Genomic DNA, 20,183 nt, shown 5'->3' on the forward strand with positions numbered 1-20,183 from the left:
TGAACATGAGCCAATACTTTCAACGTGTTACTGAGTCTGGCGACAGGTTTTCGATGAAGAGAGAACAACATTCTCCGTTTCAGATTACAAACGATACCTGCCTGAATTGCAACGACTCGCACATGAGTTGAGTTTGGATGGCATGTGCAAGAAGTAGACTTCGCAATTGGGGAGTATGATCGAATCAACGGTTGGAAGCCTATGCCAGAAGGGGCAGCAAACTGATACGCGATTGCAAGTCGTCCCAGACGTCCTGCGACGCTGCGCCGGTAGACCAGACGGAGCACTGTCGTAACAAACTGTGCTTTGATGAGTATGTATTGGTGAACATCTCTGCGTGATTCACCTTTTGCTCCCCGCATCTATTATCGCCGCGATGCCCCCGCTACCAATCGATTGTGGTACAATGCACAACAGTGATAACAATCGTGCAGATATGCCTACGCGAGCAGTGCCTGCCGTATGCTGATTGAGTTGCAGATCCAGGATTTTGCAATTATTGACCGACTGCATCTGCGCTTCGAGCAGGGTTTCAATGTGCTGACCGGTGAAACCGGCGCCGGTAAGTCGATCATTATTGATGCGCTCGGTACCCTGCGTGGTGACCGGGTTGATCCAACGTTTGTGCGCACCGGTTGTGCGCGCGCCCGCGTTGAGGGCGTCTTTAGTCTTGATGATTGCCCTCACCTGGTGCCCCTGCTGGTTGAATATGATCTGTATGATGAAGATGACGGTCAGCTTATTTTGACCCGTGAGATTTCGGCTGAGTCGGGGCGCAGTGTGGCTCGTGTCAATGGTCGAGCCGTGAATAGCGCAGTGCTCCGCGAGATTGGTAGCCGGTTGATCGATATTCATGGGCAGCACGAGGGACAGTCGCTTTTTAATCCACGCACGCATCTTGACCTGCTCGACCGCTTCGGCGATCTGTTGCCGCTCCGGCAACAGGTGACCGATCAGTTAGCTGCCTTACGTGCCGTGCAGGCGCAGTTGAACGATTTGCGCACCGGTGAGGCGCGACGCCAGGCCCGCATCGAGGAGTTGCAATTGTTGTGCGATGATGTGGCGGCGGCAAAGCTCAGGCTGGGCGAAGAAGAGGAGTTGTTGCGCGAGCGCAGTATCGTGCAGAATGCAACCCGGATTGCAACCCTCGCTGATGAGGCGTATCGAGCTTTGTATAGCGGTGGCGAGGGCCGCAGTGGGCGCCCGGCTTCGGAAGCAATGGCGCTAGCGGTGGATGCCTTGAATGAATTGAGCCGTTTCGATGATCGTGCTACGCCACTCTCTCAGCAGGCCACCGAGCTTCAGTATCAGCTTGAGGATCTGGTGATTGCCCTGCGTAGCTATCGCTCGCATCTTGATGTTGATCCGCGCCGACTTGAGGTGATTGAGGATCGGTTGACGGTGCTGCACGATCTGCAACGCAAGTACGGGGTTGATCTGGCGACGCTGATCGAGCAGGCTGCTCGCGCCGGTGACGAGATCGAGCAATTGAGTAGTGCCACAACTCAGATTGCGGCTCTGGAAGCGCAAGAACAGGCTCTGCTGCAAGAGCTGGCGCGCCGGGCCGCCGAACTATCGCAACGGCGGAAGCAGGTCGGTGAAGCGTTGAGTCGGCAGATCAGTATGGCTATGAAAGACCTGGCGATGCCAAACGTTCAGTTTGCCGTCCAGATTGATCACCAGGATGATCCAAATGGGCCGCTGATCAATGGTCGGCACCTGGCCTGTGATCGCAACGGTATCGACCGGGTTGAGTTTCTGATTTCGCCCAACCCTGGTGAGCCGCTGAAACCATTGGCGCGTATCGCATCAGGTGGCGAGAGTGCCCGGCTGTTGCTGGCTCTGAAGTCGATTCTGTCGCAAGTTGATGAAGTGCCAACCCTGGTCTTTGATGAAATTGATGTTGGGGTCGGAGGTCGCGCCGGTCATGTGGTTGGGCAGAAGTTGTGGATGATCAGTCGCCGCCATCAGGTGTTGTGTATCACCCACCTACCACAGGTAGCCGCGTTCGCCAATGCCCATTACCATATTCGCAAGGAAGTTGTTGGCGGGCGTACCCGCACAGCGGTTGAGGTGTTATCCGCCGAACAACGGATTGATGAGATTGCAGCGATGCTTGATGGTGCTCCAAACGATCATAGCCGCGCCAATGCCCGTCAGATTCTCGAACGGGCGCAGGCGTGGCAGATGCATCGCCAGGCTGAATTAATTCCGGAACGTTAGTTACGGTTCCCTGCATATCACTTGATGAAGAGAGGCTATTACACGCGCTATGCCTTCCCATAGTGTTCTTGGCCGGTGGAGCGCACGGATTATCGAGGCAAGCTGGTTGCTGGCACTGACGCTGGTGCCGATCTATTTCAACCTCTACTCGGCGCGCCACTTTGAGCCTGATAAAGCTGCTGTGTTGCGTTCGCTGGCTCTGATCGGGCTGGCTGCGGCACTGGTCTGGTTGATCGACCAGATTAATCACCGGCGTCCTGCCGGACAGACCACAACCGGTTGGAATTGGACGACTCTGCGCAGGCATCCGCTGTTCTGGCCGGTAGCAGGCTACACCGCTGTCTTTGTGATCACGACAATTACCTCCGTGACTCCGACAACCAGTCTGTGGGGGTCGTACCAGCGGATGCAGGGGTTGTATACGTTTCTTTCGTATGTCATATTTGGTGTGCTGATCGCAACCACGCTCCGTACAGCCACCCAACGCGAGCGCTTTATTTCGCTTAATCTGGCAGCCAGTACCGTGGTGGCAATCTATGGGATCATGCAGCATTATCAGCTTGATCCCCTGCCCTGGCGCGGCGATGTCATTGCGCGTGTGGCGTCAACCCTGGGCAATTCGATCTTTGTGGCCGCTTATCTGATCATGATCGTGCCCCTGGCACTCTACCGCATGGTGGCCGCGCTGGCGGCTGCCCGCCAGGCGCCGGGCGCGACCCAGCCGGTAACTGAATGGCGCTGGGCAGGCAGCCAGTTGCTGATCTGGCTGGCCGGTACCCTGCTTATTCTCGCGACGGTCAAGTTTAGTGTTGCTATTCGCACCATTGATTTTCGATACTGGTGGCTCTTTCCGGGGGCTGTCGGCTGTGCGACGGCCCTGTGGTGGCTGTTGACCGTCGAACGTGGTGCGACCTTGCCGCGCTGGCCGCTGGTGGTGACCCTGTTGTTCCTGCTCGGCTTTGGGATGAGTTTTGCCTACAATGCAACCACCGGTGTTCAGCAGGTTGCCTCTGCTGAGATCGCGGCCAATGCGCTGGATTGGTGGCTCTGGCTTGCGGGGGCGGTGGTAGCGCTGTTGGCCGGCTATGGATTACGTCTCGCCGAAAAGATACCATCTGAACCGTCGCGGCTGACCTGGCAGTTGCAGGCGGTAGCCAGCGCACTGGTGTTGGTGCTGATCTTGCTAACGATCTTCTTCAGTCAGAGTCGCGGCCCATGGATCGGCCTGGGCGCAGGCCTTTTTCTGTTTATCTCGCTCGCGCTCTGGTTTGGGAAACGACGACTGGCGGCGACCGGTGATGAACGCAACAGTCGCCGTCTGGGTCAGATGCTGGCCGGCTGGATCGCTCTCACGTTGATCGTTGGTGGCTTCCTGATCGTGTTTAATCTGTCGGATGCGCCCTTCTTCAACCGTCTGCGCGAGATTCCCTATGTTGGACGGATGGGGCGACTGCTAGAGGTGGAGAGCGGTACCGGGCTGGTGCGTCGTCTGATTTGGGTGGGTGACGAGCATGCCGGCGGTACGCTCGGCCTGATTACCAGTGATCCGCTGCGGCTGATCATCGGTTGGGGGCCAGAGAGTATGTTTGTCGCGTTCAACCGCTTCTATCCACCGTCGCTGGCTAATGTCGAAGCGCGGGGTGCGTCACCAGACCGCTCGCATCAAGCATTCCTCGATGAGGTTGTGACGAAAGGTCTCTTAGGGTTAGTCGCCTACTGCTGGCTGATCGGGAGCCTGGTGCTGTTTTGCTGGCGGCAACTACAAGCCGCAACGAGCTGGCGTCATCACCTGCTGATTATCGGTGTGCTGAGTGCGATCACAGCCCATCTGGTTGAAGGCTTGACCGGCATTCCGATTGTGGCAACGCTGATGATGTTCTGGATGTTGCTGGGCTTGAGCGTGGCGGCAAAGCAGATAGAAGATGATCAGGCTGCGGTACCGGTTCCAGAGCCGGTAGCAGCACAGCCGTCAAAGACAGGTGGACGCCAGTCTGCCCGGCGCAATCCGCAACGAATACCGGCCCGCCAGAGCGGCACTCAACGACCGGATGGCGCAACCTTCGGGATTGCCGGTCTGATCGGCCTGATTACCGTTGCACTGGTCTGGTGGCTCAATGTCCAACCGGTCTACGCAGACATGCGCTTTCAGCAGGCACAGAGTTACAGTGAACAGAGCAACCCATCCGCACAGATTATCCTGGCTGCGCTGAATGAATATCTGGGTGCGATTCGGGCCAATCCCGGCGAGGATTTCTACTATCTCCACCTTGCCCGCACGCTGATGACGCTGGCTGACGGGCTGCGCAACCAGGGTGTCGCTATCGGTGACGCCGGTCAACCTGATCTCGACGCCTTACTCCGTCTTGATAGCGTACCGGCGATCACGGCGTTTGTTCAACGCTCGACACCGCTCAGTTTGCTGGCTTACGCCGAAACAGCGCTGCTCCGTGCCCATCAGATCAGCCCGCTGAACAAAGATCATTATGCCAATTCGGGACGGATCAATACCTTCTGGTACGGCTGGACAGGCGACGTCCAGCGGCTGTACAAGGCGCTTGACTGGTACGAACGGGTGGCAGAGATCGCACCGCGTGATGTTACTCTGATCAACGAGCGCGCCGGTGTGTTGATGCAACTGGCCGAATATGCAACGACAAACGGCGATACGGCGCAGGCCGGTGCCTTCTTCCAGCAGGCTGATGAACTGTTGCAGACATCGGCCCGTCTCGATCCGCGTTACGGCGATACGGCGCTGCGACAGGGTGACCTCGTGCGCTTCCGTACCGGCGATCTGGACGCTGCAACAACCTTCTACGTTCAGGCTATTGAACGGTCACCGCAGCAGATGGTCGATAATCTGGATCGCATTGCTCGTGCGTTGCAGAGCCGGCCTGACTTGCTAAGTCAGCTTCGTTCGGCCTTTGCCGTGCAAGCCGAACGCGCCGACCAAATCTTCACCGAAGCACAGGGGAGGCCCGAACAGGCGATTGAACTGCCGGCCCTATCCGATCAGGCGAGCAGATTGTATGCCGCCGTCGCCCGCCTGGCAGTCCAAACCGGCGACATAGCCGGCGCGGTCGCACCATACGCCCGTGCTGTAGCCATCCAGCCCACCAATACCGCACTCAGCCAGCAATACACACTGGTGTTGAGCGAAACGCTTCAGTACGATTCGGCTGTTGCCGAAGCGCAACGCTTGCTCTCGATACTTAAGAGCAGTGGTCGCAACAACGAAGCAGCCCAGGTCGAACAGCTTATAGCGGTGCTGGAACAGGTGCGACGATGATCAGCATGCCCCCCATAGCCATACGATAAGGCGAGAGGACAGGTTCGCAAGAGATTGCTTTCCTTTGCAAGACCGGGGAACCCACAATATGGCCAGTATTGCCTTAATCCTCATCGCCGCCCTTACCTTCTCGATCCTGGCTACGCCGCTGGCCCGACGAGCAGCATTGCGCAGTGGCTTCATCGCGATCCCACGCAGTCGTGATAGCCACTCCACACCGATCCCGCTCCTTGGCGGGGCAGCGATCTATGCGGCGTTTGTGGCTGCCCTGCTCTTGTTCGGCGACCTGGCGCATATTCGTGAACTGATCGGCATCTTGCTGGGTGCTACTATCGTATCGCTCTTCGGCCTGGCCGATGACCGCTGGGGAATGAAAGCACTTATCAAGCTCGGCGGTCAAATCCTGGCGGCAACCGTCTTACTGCTCGGAGGCACCCAGGTGCAACTCTTCGCGGAGCCGCTTCTCAACTGGGTGGTGACACTCTTGTGGGTGGTTGTTATCACCAACGCCATCAATTTTCTCGACAACATGGACGGGCTATCGAGTGGCGTTGCCACTATTGCGGCGGCGTTTTTTCTCTTGCTGGCGGCTATGAATCAACCGCGGCAGGTACTGGTTGGGGCGATGGCGGCGGCACTGATCGGTGCCTGTATCGGCTTTCTCCGCTACAACTTTAATCCGGCCAGTATCTTTATGGGCGATACCGGTAGCCTGTTTATCGGGTTTATTCTGGCAGCCCTGGCGATTAAACTCCGCTTCCTGAACAACATCCCTCTGGTGACCTGGCTGGTACCGGTGTGTGTGCTCGGCTTACCACTCTTCGATCTGGCACTGGTAATAGTCGCCCGTATCCGCCGTGGAGTGAATCCCTTTACAACCGCAGGCAAAGATCATCTCTCTCATCGCCTGCACGCACTGGGGATGACAAAGCGTGAGGCTGTACTCACCTGCTACTTGCTGGCCGGCGCGAGTGGGTTGGTGGGGGTGTACATTACGCAGGCGCGCCCTTCAGAGGCTTACCTGGTCTTCGCCGGTTTGGTGACGGTGGCTATCGGAGGTATCATCTGGTTCGAGCGCGTCTGCCCATCGGGACAATCACGGCAACGATAATTGGCACCCTACGACAATAACGGACGGAAGTTTGAAACTTCCGTCCGTTACCTTATCAGTATCCGTACCTTGCTACCGCTCGCCGGCCGTCCACGCCTCGTACAGCTCGTCCCTGTTCTTCAGACCAAGACGTGGCAGGGCGTGATTCACCACATAGGTTGCCGCCGTGTGGCGATTTTCCCACATCGCCTGATGTGCTTCGGGAAGTTCCTCCCACGGCACCACTGCCGGCTCGGTGATCGTCAACAGACCGGCGCTGATCTCATCATTCAGACGCAGAATTTCATACGCATTTGAGAGGTGTGTACCAAAGATCTGCGCCGTCGGCATGTAGATGCGGCGCTGGCGCACCCAGATTTGCGGTGCGAAGAAGGAGTAACGCCGTCCACCCACATCCTCAAAGTAGACAATCCGTCCGGTGAAGGGCTTGATCAGCATTGCGCTCACCGCCAGTGCATCGTGGGCAGCCCGCTCGATGATCAGATCGGGGTAGCCACGCGGATTGTCAGCACTCCGCAAGAAGACACCAACTGCGCTCCCCAGTGGCTTGAAGACCAGATCGTTGAAGCGGCGGACAGCCTCTTTCAGACCCTGCGGGTCCTGGCGAGCGTTCGGCAACGGCGGCATCGTGCGCGGCCACTCAAACTCATCGCCGAAGCGCCGTTTGAGTTCTGCCAGGCTGACGACACCACGTAGGGCAGCTCCGAAGCCTAACGAGAGGACAAACTCGCGTTGCGCATCGCTGACGGTAACGACGACGATCCGTGCTCCCATTTGCCGCGCCGCCTCGATAGCCTCCAGACCGCTGGCATCCACCAGATCATCGCTCCCAACCCCGTAGTAGATCAACACCGCCTCACCGGCGCGGAGATTAGCCCGCCGCAGCATTTCGGTCGGTGAAGCTGAACCGGGCTTACCCAGGAAGGTGAAGTGGTAGCCACTGGTGGCACCGTAGAATGTGAGCGTTGGAATGTGACCATCGCGTGGCTCACCGAGAAGCTGGAAACTGCGCGGGAAGGCAGTCTCGCCCGCGTGCGAGACCACATAATCGGCCAGCCGGCCATCGTTCTGCGCCCGGAACATCGCCAGCAACGGCTGACCGGCAGCTTCCCAGGCTGCCCAGGCGGATGGATCTTCGGGCACGCGCGTGAAACAATCAGCAACCTCCGGGTCTTTACGGTTAATCGCACCGTGGGCACCCGCAGCCAGCAGCGTAGACGCACGTGACGACGAACTGACCATTCCAATCACGCGCAGACCATTTCGGGCCGCCGAGCGCGCCGCATCCAGACCGGTACCGGTCGCAGCACCCTCAATAAAGATGGTGCGCCCGGCCTTGATCTGCAACGTCGTAAAGAGGGCACGATAGATAGTACCGAGATTGAGAATGTAGCTGCCGGCTGCCTCGATAGACATATCGGTTGGGATGGGCAGACACTGCGGGGCCTGGGCCAGCATAAATTGCTGATGCGACCCATCGGGTGTGTCGTTCCCCTGGATGACGAAATCGGCGGCCATCGGATCAAGCCCCATCAGCGGTGAGAGCAGATCCGACTGCCCGGAGTAGATCGCCACCAGATCACCCACCTTCAGCCGGCCTTCGCGTCGTGCCTCCTCACCAAGCGCAACGATCAGGCCAATTCCACCTGAACCGGTCACGTGCCAGTCACGGTCGTGCTCATCAAACCGTGACACCGGAATACCGGTAATCGCCCAGATATCGTTGAAGTTCACCTCCGAAGCCAGGACATAGATCAGCGCCTGATTGGCGCGTGGGCGTTCCACCGGCACAATAATCTGCTTTTCAGCTACGATGGGATCGCCGTGAGCCGCCGCACCGGTGTCCGGATCACGAATAACCGCCTGCGCGTACTGCCACTTCGGAATCCGGTCAACACCGGGGAAGAAGGGTGAACCAACCGGCAACAGTTCTTTCTGTTCGCGCAAGAGTTGCTCCTGTTCGGGTGTAATCAATGGTCGGCGGGTTGGCAACGGTGCGCTCTGGCGGTCGAGGAACTCGCGAATACCACGCTTGCCACCGTTCGGGTCAACCACAGCCTCGGCAAAGAGCTTCGCCTCGTGCTCCAGACCGACCTCGAAGCCGTGGATAATGCCATAGCGGATTGCCTCCAGTGCCCGATGCACTGCCGCATCGCGCCCGACGGTACGGGCCTGCCGGATAATCCGCTCGATACGCGGGTGTGCGATAATCGAGCGCAGTTCATCATCGGCAAAGCGCGGATCGGGCTTGCGCCACTCGTCAAGCTGCTCGTGGCGATGGCGGAAGGCCTGGGTCACCGCAGCCGATTCGATCAACTGACCATCGGCACCGATTGCGGCACGGGCTAACGCGCATGCCAGCGACAGTGAGTCCTGATCGCCGGTGGCAATAGCATCGATCAGACCTAGCTCCAACGCCTCATCAGCCGGTACGCTGCGCCCACCCAGAATCATCTCCAGCGCTCGGAGCAGACCGGTGCCGTTGTTGCGCTTGTACAACAGGCGCGGCAACCGCTGCGTGCCACCATAACCGGGCAGCAAGCGCAGATTAATCTCTGGCTGACCGAATTCGGCATAGACATCGGCAACCCGGTAATGGCAGGCCATGGCGAATTCCAGACCACCACCGAGCGCCACGCCGTTGATCGCCGCGATACACGGCTTATTCATACGCTCGATCTTGCGGAAGGCAAGATGGGCGTTATTCGGCAATGCCATTGCCTCTTCAACCGTATGAATCTCTTCGAGCAACTGGCGAATATCAGCGCCGGCGACAAAACTCCTGGCGCCCTGTCCGGTGAAGACAATTGCGGCCACATCCTGACGACGGGCCAGGTGGTCAACAATCGTGTTCAACTCGTCAAGCGCACGCTCATTCAGTGCGTTCACCGGCGGATTTGTCACCGTCACCACCGCGAGCTTACCCGCACTGGCCGTTGGCGGGTGATACTCGATCCGGAAGTAGCGATAGCGTTCGATGATCTGCTGCTCTTCAGCCATACGCTGGCGGCGTTTCCACTCGGCGATCTTGGCCGCAATCTCTTCGAGCACTTCAGGATTGCGCAACGTCGTCGTATCCCCTAGCGGTTCATCGAGCATCATATTGCGCAAAAAGCGCCGCATATACTTCCCACTACGGGTTTCAGGGAATGCACTGACCTCGATGTAATCCTCTGGGACACTGACTGCACCCTTCTCGGTCCGCACCAGCTCATCGAGACGACGACGGTCGGCGCCGGTCAGATGACGGCCAGGCGCGGGTTGAATGAAGGCCACCGGGGTCAGACCCTTCTCGCGGTGCGGCGCACCGACCACAATACAATTACCGACGGGCGAGTCGGGTGTAATCTGACGGTCACGCAAAATGGCACCCTCGATCTCCTCGGTGCCCATACGGTGGCCCGACACATTGATCACATCGTCAGAGCGTCCGTGCAGCGTGAAGCTACCATCGGGATACTTGATGGCAAAATCGCCCTGGATATAGCCCCATTCACCGTTTGGCCCACGTCGCCAGTAGGTCTTGAGGAAGCGATCGGCATCGCCCTTCCAGGCTCGCAGCGGAATCTCACCGCGCAGGTACGCCTCGAAACCGGGTACATCACCCCAGATCGTGCGGGTCAGATAGGGATACGGGGCGGTAATCACAATTTCGCCCTTCTCCTCGAAATCAGCGACCCGATAGCGCGTTGTTCCACTCTCATCAGTGTCGGACACCCAGACATCACCCATCACCCAGGGCAAGGGATAGGTATGGGCATCGGGACGGAGCGGGAAGTCCTGATTACCATAAAAATGTGTCCAGACAATCCCGCCGTGCTCGGTCGCCCAGTACGAGTTGATGTACTGCGGAGTCATGATCTGCATACCGAACTGCTGCACTGCCGGACTGACCGGCTCGGCGCAGAAGGTTGCAACCCGCAGCGAGTGCATATCATAGAGGCGCACATCTTCAATATTCTGCGGATTGGACATCACCGTCTTGAGGAAGGTCACACCCGCCTTAAAGATCTGCACCCCATAGCGCTCGATGATGCTGGCATAACGCCCGGCTGAGGGGAAGAGCGGTGATCCCTCGGCAATCACCCCGGTCAGCCGACCGGCCATAGTGGCTGTGAGCATGTAGCTCTGACCGGTGATCCAGCCTGGATCGGCAATCACATAAATTGTATCACCTGGCTCGGCATCGAAACTGACCCGCAAGGTATGCACAACGCCGGCGACATAACCACCGTGAACGTGAATCACACCCTTGGGCTTACCGGTACTACCCGATGTATAGATGATAAACATCGGATATTCAGCATCAACCGGTTCACAGGGAATACTGGCGTAGAGCGCACGGATAAGCTGGTCATCGGGGAGATCAAGCAGATCACTCTCACTATGCACATTAAAGCCGGCAGCACGCGCATTGGCCAGAATCTTCGCCAACGCAGCTTCCAGCAAATCGTGGCTCCAGCGATCACGCCCCTCGTTCCACAAAATCTCCTGGCCGGTATGGCGCACAACCACTACAGCTTCTACTCGTGGCGGCGACTCGACCAGCGCCTGCGCCAGTACCGTGCGCACCTTTGCCTGAACGCTTGCATCAAGATCGCGGAGCTTTGCCAGAGCAGATCCAACCCCACGCATCACATCCGAGCGCTCAACCGTAATCTCACCAGCCAGTGCGGCTTCCACTTCGGTGATGATCGTCTGGCGCTGCGCCTCAGTCAGGGGCAAGGTGTTCAGAGTCTGCGCAACAATCGCCTGTGCCGTCTCAACCGGAATATACTTATCGAGCGCCTGATCGGTATACGCTTCTTTGTAGGGCACCACCTGCGCGTTGCGGTACGCACCATCAGAGGTAATCACCACTCGTGCACCGGCATTGTGAATACGGTCGGAGAGGGTCTTGTCCGAAAAACCGCCGAAGACCGGCGTATACAGAATGCCCAGTCGTTTCGCCGCTTCTGTGTAATAAATTTGCGGCATAATATTCGGCATATTCAGGGCAATTCGATCACCCTTCTTCAGGCCCAGATCACGCAACACCTGCGCCGCCTTCACCACTTCTACCAACAGGCGCCGCCGCGTGATTGTCTCTTGGACAACCGGACCACCGCGACCATTGTTGAGCGAGCTATCCCAGCGGTCACCTTCAAAGTAGTAGGCCACCTCGTCGCCATAGCCCATCATGACATGCCGGTCTACTTCATTAAAACAGGCATTTGTCAACCCACCACTAAACCAGCGGTAAAACGGCGCTTCACTATCATCGAACGCCTGTTGCCAGGGCTGATAATCGGCGGGATAGTCTACCGTCACTGGGGCACCGGTAGCAGCATCCAGCCCCTCCCAACGCTGACTAGACTCGTTGAAGCGAATCCAGCAATGGTGTTGTGGGTCGTACCAGTGAATAACTGTGCGGGCAATCGCACCATGAAAAGCACCGGGATCTGCCAGCGCAGCAGTGCGCTGAGCTTCCCAATCCACTCGATCCCGAATCGGATTTGAGCGAGGCGCCCGTGGTGGGGCAAGGGGCGCAGTGTCGATCATCGACCATCCTCCTTGACGCAAATGCTAATAGACCGGTTGTGATATAGATAACAAGGGATGCATACTATAGCCTACAGTGTATAACGCAATTCGTCAAGACCTCAACCATTGAGAATTGTTCACCATTTGCACAAAGACGCCTGCGTAACGCACAGATTCGCTGTGTAGCTCAAGATCAAATCCTGGTTGATGATATGAATGCCACGCATAGCACGAACCTGACAAGAGGCCACCGATCCATCCACCATGCCATGTTCTGGAAACAAGAGGCATGGCTGTCCGCATGACCTTCCGTAAAGCATTCGTCCTGATCAACGAGAGCGTAGCAAGGTGGTATACTGCTTATATCATCTACAGCGTAGTTACGAACGTGTTTGACTGCCTGCAACTGCTCAGACTGTGACCAGACCCATGTCCTTTCTGCCTGCTATAGACGAACAACTGATCATTGACGGCATCAGCTATCAGGTGTGTGCTCACCCTGCCCTTCCCGGTCGTCCGTTTATCCAGGAAGGTCAATACAGCCGGGTTGTCCAGTTACGCACCGCTGGTGGCTTTGTTGCCCTGAAGATACAAGATCAGATTCGCGATCAGACACTCAGCACCCACGCGACTCAGATTCAGCCCCTCAGCGCCATTCCCGGTTTACAGGTAGCACGGCGAATGATCATCACGAATGCGAACCAACCGGCTCTTACAACGACTCGGCCTGAACTAGAGTACGCGATTCTGATGCCGTGGGTGTATGGCCCGCCCTGGCAGGAACTGATTCACCATCGGCGTCCACTCAGTGCGGCGCAGAGTTTGAGTCTGGCTCGTGCGCTAACCGATCTGCTGGTCACACTTGAGCAACGAGGTCTGGTTCACGGTGATTTGCAGGCAGCGCATGTGATGCTGCCGGGATTGATCGATCCAGGTGCAGCGGCTCCTATCGCTCTCGTCGATCTGGAAACGATGCATGGTGTAGGCGTGCTGCGCTTACCCCTTCCCCAACCGACGAGTCCGTATCACCACCCTGTTCCGGCGCAAGGGCTGGCTGGAGATCGCTTCAACGGCGCCCTGCTGATTCTTGAACTGCTCGGCTGGTGTGATGAAGAGGTGCGAAATGCCGCTGCCGGTGATAGCTTCTTCGCGCACGATGACCTGCTCCGCACCGGTGAACGGTACCACATTCTGCGTGAGGCATTGGCACGCCGATGGGGGCTTGGGGTAGCGCAAATGCTTGATCGCCTCTGGCAAAGTTCAACCCCGATGAACTGTCCACAGCTCAAAGAATGGCAGGCGATTCTGCCGTCGCCGGCAATGGCAACGGTAGAAACACCTGTCCCCACCCCATCGCCACCCTCACTTGTCGATCCGGTTGGTCAGCTCATCGCCGACGCCACTACTCTTCAGGAACAGGGGCAGCCGGCACAGGCTCTCGCCACCTATCGTAGCGCACTCGACCAGTTGCCGGCCCACGATCCACGGGTCGGGCAGGTCATGCAGACGATTGACTCACTCGAACGAGAGCTGGCCGACCTGAAAGTGACAACGCCATCCACGAACCTGAACTGGTCGATACCGGTTGGGATTGGGGTTCTGATCATTGTGCTGCTTGCTGTATTAGCTACCATCGGTCTAAACAGAACATCTACACCAACGACAGAGCCGTCTCCCGCTCTACCGACGGCAGTTGTTGCCCCAACAGAAACGGTTGCACCACCTACTCCTTCGCCAACAGCAACCCCACAACCATCACCGGTGTATGTGCTATCGTTTCAGATTGACCGCATCGTTCCCACCGATCTGTATATCAGATCAACACCGTTAGAATTTACGGTGCAGGGTGGTGGATTGTCCGAAGTACGCACAGCGACCCTGCGCGCAGCCGGTTATGAACCAATTGCGTTGACAATAGTCGATGGTAGCAGCGACAACAAGCTTCACCTGCGTTTACCCGATCTCACCATCCCGCTGGCCGGTGCGATCCCTTTTACGCTCGAACTCAACGACACACCGGTGCCCGGCGCAGCCGTGACACTGCGCGACTATATCAGTGTGCGCACTGTAGCCGGTGTCCGTGCCGAATATCGCTATACCGGACGGATTGAAGAAGATGGGCAAGGACCGTTTGCTCGCCTATACACCGAACCGGCGACGTCCAGTACCTTGAGTGACCCGATCCGCAATGGTGATGAAGTTGAGATTTTGAGTGATCAACCTGCCGGATGGTACTGGATACGCATTCGTACCAGCAATGATCAGAGCCTGAGCGGTCAGAGTGGCTATATCGAACGCTGGCTGATCGACAACACAGACGTGCCGCCACCACCAACGCCAACCATTCCCCCCGAACCACCGCGGCTACGGTTTGTCAAACTCAGCGAAACGGAAGATACCCGCTGTGTTCTGATCCAAATCCGGGGAATTAATACCAACGGTTGGGAGGTTTCGATAGACGGATTGCGACTACGTAGTACATTTGACGCCGCAGGAAATGTGCGCATCTGCGGCCTCCGCCCGCGTCAGGAGGTGACGTTCACTGTACGCGACGAGCAGGGAGCACCGGTACGCGGCGGGGTCGGTGTCCCTACTCGTGGGAGTGATGTAATGTTCGCCGAATGGCGGTGAAGCAGACACAAGAAGTTATCTCATTCATTACCACCAGACCACACGGACGAGAGCGCACAATCTCCCCGCGACCAGCAAAGTCAACGGCATGACGCGCACCTGATCCTGAAAGTACGTCTGGTGCGGCAACGTGGCTGACGCACTCCACACGCTGCGACACACCCACAACAGGCAGGCAAGGCAATCCATCCAGCGCGTAATGGCACGACCGGAGCTGTTCTTTGCCAACAGGCCAGGAGCAGGGTAGGCTGTCGCTGGTGATTGGCAACGTTCATGCGCCTGTGCGACGGTCTGAGAGCATGAAAGTATGGCTTTTATAAAATAATCCAGGTTGCCATCTATGCTGTAAGCAGAGCACGGAGAATGACTGCCAGGATGCACGGCATGACGTTGCGCGTACCACTGTGCAATGTACCTGCATGAACGATGTGGGTAGCAGCCAGTTCACAGCGACGCGCTACGTTACGTCTCAAGGCAGCACCTCAGATTAATCCTCTGTGTTCTCTGTGCCTCTGTGGTAACAAATGTAGCAACCTGGGTTGAAATAAGTCCTATACCTAGACCAGATGACTGTAATCGGCGTGCGGTTCGGCAGGGAGCCGATTGAACTTCGCGGTTAGCACCTCTTCAACAATCGACGCCGCTATCGGCAACAACGGCACCAGACTCAGGTTATACCGTTCGCTGGCATCACCCTGCAACCGCAACACCCGCTGCCCGAAAAAGATGAGCGCCGGCAGTAACGCCGGAAAGACTGCCAGCACAATCCCACGCGGTAACCAGCGCTCGCGTGGGAATTTGCCAATGAGGGCTTGACCGAGCGTGACCAGCGCCATTGTATTAAAGAGGAGGCGGGTATGCTCGGTAATACTCTCATTGCGCAGGCTCAGATATGGAATTTTTGGCCAGAACTGCTTTGAATTACCATGCAAAATTATCATCACTATCACATTCGCGGCCACAAAACCCAGACTACGGAGAAATCGCTTCATCATAAATGCCACTCCTCTCCACGTTGCTGCACTGTGTTATTGTTATCATAGCATTTTGGCGCAGTGGCGAGAATACCTTTCACGACCTGACAATGCCAGGTTATGGGATTTATACCGTGGATTGTCGTGACACAGCGCTATCTGACATGCCGGTAGATCAGGATGGATTGCCACATGGTCAGCACCGGTTTGACGAGGCAGACAGCTCGGAGTATAGTACAGGCGGAACGGTATCCACCAATGCGCACGGTACCGTCTCTATGCGGTAGTCTTCAATCCCCCTGCGCCGACCGCGGGGGATTTTTGTACATCATTATGATGTGGAGGTCACTATGGGCATTGCCTGGGAAGAAAAATTTACCCGCGAAGGATTGACGTTCGACGACGTTTTGCTCATTCCGGCAGAATCCGATGTCTTACCGGCCACAGTTGATGTCTCAACCTGGCTCACCCGCAACATTCGCCTCAATATCCCCATCGTCAGCGCAGCGATGGACACCGTCACCGAACATCGGCTGGCAATTGCTTTGGCCCGTGAAGGCGGGATCGGGATCATTCACAAAAATATGCCCATTGCCAGTCAGGCCGACATGGTTCGCAAGGTGAAACGCTCAGAGAGCGGTATGATCACCGATCCAATCACCCTTCCGCCCGATCGCACAGTAGGCGATGCACTCGATCTGATGGCCGAATACAAGATTTCGGGCGTTCCGGTCACAACTGCCGATGGCGATCTGGTCGGGATCATCACCAATCGCGATTTGCGGTTCGAGACCGACCGTAACCGCCCGATTCGCGATCTGATGACATCGCGGAATCTGGTGACGGTGCCCGAAGGAACAACACTCGAAGAGGCGAAGGAGGTCTTACACCGCCACCGGATCGAGAAGGTACTGGTTGTTGATGAGCGCGGTAAGCTGAGCGGCATGATTACCGTCAAAGACATTATGAAGCGGATCGAGTATCCGCACGCTTGCAAAGATGACATGGGACGGCTGCGCGTTGGCGCAGCCGTCGGCGTCAGTGGCGATTATATCGAGCGGGCGACCGAACTGGTGCGCGCCGGGGTTGATGTGTTAGTCATCGATACCGCTCACGGCCATTCACGTGGTGTGCTCAATGCCGTGGTCAAATTACGCGAATTGTTCCCACGAGTTCAGATCATTGGCGGCAATGTCTCCACCGCTGCGGCAACCATTGCCCTGATCGAACGTGGGGTCGATGGGGTCAAAGTCGGACAGGGACCAGGCTCCATCTGCACGACCCGGGTCGTTACCGGTGCCGGCATGCCGCAGATCACAGCAATTTTCGATTGCGCACGCGCCGCCGAACCCTACGGCATCCCAATCATTGCCGATGGCGGTATCAAATATTCTGGTGATATTCCAAAAGCGATTGCTGCCGGTGCCCACAGCGTGATGATCGGTTCGATCTTCGCTGGCACCGAAGAGAGTCCCGGCGAACTCATCCTGTACGAGGGACGCAGTTACAAGAGCTACCGCGGAATGGGGAGCATCGGCGCGATGCAGCGGGGTGGTGGTGATCGCTACTTCCAGACCAACGTTACCGAGGCACGCAAACTGGTTGCCGAGGGAATCGAAGGTATGGTGCCGTTCAAAGGACCACTGAGCGATACCGTCTACCAACTGGTAGGTGGTTTGCGCGCCGGGATGGGCTATGTTGGGGCGGCCAACATCGAAGCCCTGCGCCGCGATGCCCGCTTCATTCGGATCACCACTGCCGGACAGATCGAAAGCCATCCGCACGATGTAGTGATTACCAAGCAGGCCCCGAATTATGGCGGTCGTCAATAAGCGGTGTCTACGCAACCAGGTGCGCTGTAGCCAACCAGCGCCCCCATTCTGGCAAAACTGGCCTGAAAATCGTTTCACGTCGTGATGCATGATCGCGTGGTTTGGCTGGTGGAAACCAGGTTTCCGCAGCCACTACGCTCAATCTCAGGTGTATAGCGCACCGGTCATTCTGCCGGTCACAGGCACAACGCACGTGGTCATCACAATCATCTGAACTGCTCTGTTACCATAAGCCAGGTTGCTACCTTTGTCACCACAGAGGTACAGAGGACACAGAGAATGGGCATAACCCGAGTTGCTACCGTGAGGCGGGCGTGACGTAGGGCGGCTCGGAACTGGCTGCTACCCACATCGTTCATACAGTTACGTCGCCTGATGCTGCGCACAGCGTTATGCTGTTCATCCTGGCGGTCAGCCTTACGTGGCCTGCTCACAGCATACGTGGCAACTTGGGTTACCATAAGCCAGCGGTTGCAAGTGTAGACCTGATGCAGCCTCTTCGGCATCATGATCTTCACTGGGTGAACGTAGTTAGAAGCAGATTCTCATCTCAACACGGAAAAGCACCAGATACTATGAACCAGTCTACCATTCCCCATCATGTAAGTGATCTCGTGGTACCAATGCGTACCGCCCACGAACAGATTCTGGCTGAATTACAACAGTACCACCTGCTGCCACCCCCTCCGCCGCCGTTACCTCCTGCCCGTGCGCAAGGTATAGCAGCGGCCCGTGCCTACCCGATGCAAGGGGTACTGAAGTATCACGGCCTGAGCGATTGGACGCAACGGATTGCCTTTCTGCCCTCGATCTCGCTGAACAATGCTGCGGCGCATACGACCACACTGGTTGAGTTTGATCCAGCACTACCGTCCGACACTGCCATAATCGGAGGTATTCCCGCCCAGGGTCGCGAACTCGAGCGCGTGGTTACTGTGCTCGATGCAGTACGTTCACTGGCCGGCATAAGCAGTCGTGCCCGGGTCATCTCGCGTAATGTACTGCGCACAAAGGTGGCCGGCAAAGGCCTGGGTACCAGTGCTTCGGCAGCAGCGGCCCTGGCTTGTGCGGCCGTCAGCGCCCTCTTCGGCCCGGAACTGGCCGGCCACACCCGCTTCCTCTCCACCCTTGCCCGCCTGCTGGCCGGATCGGGGTGTCGCAGCACTGCCGGCGGCCTGGCACTCTGGCTCAGCTATCCCGGTATTTCCCCCGCTGAAAGTTATGCCGTGCGGCTCGACCAGCACAACGAACTCGCCGATGTTGCCCTCATCACCGTGCCAATCGACTCACGGATCGGCCTGAAAACCGAACAGGCCCACCACGATGCGCCAAACAGCATCTTTTTTCGCTCCTGGATGCTGGCCCGCGGCAACGAAGTGCGTGAGTGTATCAGTGCCGTGCGCCGGGGCGACTGGCGGACAATCGGACAACTGGCCGAACTCGACAGCATACGTCTGCATGGTGTTACCATGTCTGGTTCGCGTGAGCAGCGAATCATCGGCTGGGAACCGGAAAACATCACGCTCTTTCGGCTCTGCAACGACCTGCGTGCCCGTGGCGTGCCGGTCTACGCCAGCACTGACACCGGGCCAACCGTCGTATTCATCACCCATCGCGATCACGCGCCGACCGTCGTCGCCGCGATCCACGACCTTGGCCTGAACCTGGAAACCGTTGTCGCCCCCATCGGAGGACCGGCCCACGTGATTCCGGTCGAAGAAGCATTGGCAGAACTTGAAGGAGTGTAGCCGCTCGGTTGTTGAGAGTAGAACGTATTTCATACAACTCGCTGAATTGGTTGCCTTTCCCGCTCGTCATACGTGTGTCACGGCGTGTGACGTGCGGCAGCCATGCTGCCGCGCCAGCCGTGCTCACAATCCGACGCATGGCGTGCCGTTGAGTCTACTGGTCGTAGGGATGCTGGGTGTGATTGTCACGATCTATGGAGATGGACAGGAATCAATGAAATAACTTCTCGTAAATGTTTTTTGAAACAGGCTCTTATATCGGTTAACATTTGATCTGATTGTTTCAGATGAAACGCGCACGTTTCCATTGCCAAGGGGTATACCGGGCACAGGTATAGGTTAACGAGAGTGGCGACGCCGATGCGTTATGGAGACGCCTGGTCGGAGCACACGACCGTGCGCCTCGACCGTCGGTATGAACAGGGTATGCGTGCGTCGGTGATGGAAAGTGTAAGAAGGGAGATCAGGGTTTGCATTGAGACACTGATAAGGAAGACATTGCGCTAGCTTATACTTTCTGGTCGTCTCCGAAGGGACGAGGACGGGCAGACAGATCGGACCGGACGAACTTCTGATATTGAACGCCTTGTGGCTGGAGCGCAGCGTCACCACCGAACAGGCAGCCCGGCTCATCCAGAAATCCGAGCCGGAAACGCGTGCCATTTTACGACAACTGGTCGAGCCCGGTCTGGTTGAAGAGTGCGGACAGAACAAGGGGCGCGTCTGGCATCTCTCGGCAGCCACGTATCGTGCACTGGGTGAAAAAGCAGCCTACGTTCACCAGCGCGGCTTCGAGCCATTACAGCAAGAACAGATGGTGCTAAAGTACGTGGAAACGCACGGACGCATCACCCG

General features: G+C 57.3%; 8 protein-coding genes and 1 pseudogene. 7 read left to right on the forward strand and 2 right to left on the reverse strand.

Annotation, left to right across the window (positions count from 1 at the left end):
- The first annotated feature begins 462 nt into the window (after positions 1 to 462).
- The 3 genes from recN to VAE57_RS16025 all read left to right on the forward strand — a co-directional run bounded on the left by recN (position 463) and on the right by VAE57_RS16025 (position 6,620).
- Positions 463 to 2,223, forward strand: a complete 1,761-nt coding sequence (gene recN / locus VAE57_RS16015; RefSeq protein WP_322822861.1) for a DNA repair protein RecN — start codon at positions 463 to 465, stop codon at positions 2,221 to 2,223.
- Positions 2,224 to 2,272: 49 nt separating this feature from the next.
- On the forward strand, positions 2,273 to 5,509 hold the full coding sequence (locus VAE57_RS16020) for an O-antigen ligase family protein (protein WP_322822862.1): 3,237 nt from the start codon (positions 2,273 to 2,275) through the stop codon (positions 5,507 to 5,509).
- An 88-nt stretch (positions 5,510 to 5,597) separates the two neighbouring features.
- Positions 5,598 to 6,620, forward strand: a complete 1,023-nt coding sequence (locus tag VAE57_RS16025; protein ID WP_322822863.1) for an MraY family glycosyltransferase — start codon at positions 5,598 to 5,600, stop codon at positions 6,618 to 6,620.
- A gap of 72 nt (positions 6,621 to 6,692) precedes the next feature.
- On the opposite strand, the gene pcs is transcribed toward VAE57_RS16025, so the two are convergent.
- Positions 6,693 to 12,161, reverse strand: coding sequence for a propionyl-CoA synthase subunit Pcs (gene pcs / locus VAE57_RS16030; protein WP_322822864.1), 5,469 nt, complete (start codon positions 12,159 to 12,161; stop codon positions 6,693 to 6,695).
- A gap of 411 nt (positions 12,162 to 12,572) precedes the next feature.
- On the opposite strand from pcs, the gene VAE57_RS16035 reads away from it, so the two are divergent.
- Positions 12,573 to 14,774: a serine/threonine protein phosphatase gene (locus VAE57_RS16035; protein ID WP_322822865.1), complete on the forward strand. Its 2,202-nt coding sequence runs from the start codon at positions 12,573 to 12,575 to the stop codon at positions 14,772 to 14,774.
- A 557-nt stretch (positions 14,775 to 15,331) separates the two neighbouring features.
- Here the strand turns inward: VAE57_RS16035 and VAE57_RS16040 are convergent.
- Positions 15,332 to 15,769, reverse strand: a complete 438-nt coding sequence (locus VAE57_RS16040) for a hypothetical protein (protein ID WP_322822866.1) — start codon at positions 15,767 to 15,769, stop codon at positions 15,332 to 15,334.
- Between the two features lie 329 nt (positions 15,770 to 16,098).
- Here VAE57_RS16040 and guaB point away from each other — a divergent pair, with 329 nt between their 5' ends.
- The 3 genes and pseudogenes from guaB to VAE57_RS16055 form a co-directional block, all read left to right on the forward strand.
- Positions 16,099 to 17,580 (forward strand): IMP dehydrogenase, encoded by a 1,482-nt coding sequence (guaB, locus tag VAE57_RS16045; protein WP_322822867.1) that lies wholly within the window; start codon positions 16,099 to 16,101, stop codon positions 17,578 to 17,580.
- Between the two features lie 575 nt (positions 17,581 to 18,155).
- The gene (locus VAE57_RS16050) at positions 18,156 to 19,328 is read left to right on the forward strand and encodes a GHMP kinase (RefSeq protein ID WP_322822868.1); all 1,173 of its coding nucleotides are present in this window, start codon (positions 18,156 to 18,158) and stop codon (positions 19,326 to 19,328) included.
- Positions 19,329 to 19,905: 577 nt separating this feature from the next.
- Positions 19,906 to 20,183 (forward strand): annotated as a pseudogene (locus VAE57_RS16055) (AAA family ATPase); the annotation flags it as partial.

Origin of the sequence: Chloroflexus sp. (genome assembly GCF_034434295.1) — a bacterium.
Classification (GTDB): domain Bacteria; phylum Chloroflexota; class Chloroflexia; order Chloroflexales; family Chloroflexaceae; genus Chloroflexus.

Coding starts and splice junctions, on each gene's coding strand:
- recN (WP_322822861.1), top strand. CDS start 463: ATGCTGATTGAGTTGCAGATCCAGGATTTTGCAATTATTGACCGACTG.
- VAE57_RS16020 (WP_322822862.1), top strand. CDS start 2,273: ATGCCTTCCCATAGTGTTCTTGGCCGGTGGAGCGCACGGATTATCGAG.
- VAE57_RS16025 (WP_322822863.1), top strand. CDS start 5,598: ATGGCCAGTATTGCCTTAATCCTCATCGCCGCCCTTACCTTCTCGATC.
- pcs (WP_322822864.1), bottom strand. CDS start 12,161: ATGATCGACACTGCGCCCCTTGCCCCACCACGGGCGCCTCGCTCAAAT.
- VAE57_RS16035 (WP_322822865.1), top strand. CDS start 12,573: ATGTCCTTTCTGCCTGCTATAGACGAACAACTGATCATTGACGGCATC.
- VAE57_RS16040 (WP_322822866.1), bottom strand. CDS start 15,769: ATGATGAAGCGATTTCTCCGTAGTCTGGGTTTTGTGGCCGCGAATGTG.
- guaB (WP_322822867.1), top strand. CDS start 16,099: ATGGGCATTGCCTGGGAAGAAAAATTTACCCGCGAAGGATTGACGTTC.
- VAE57_RS16050 (WP_322822868.1), top strand. CDS start 18,156: ATGAACCAGTCTACCATTCCCCATCATGTAAGTGATCTCGTGGTACCA.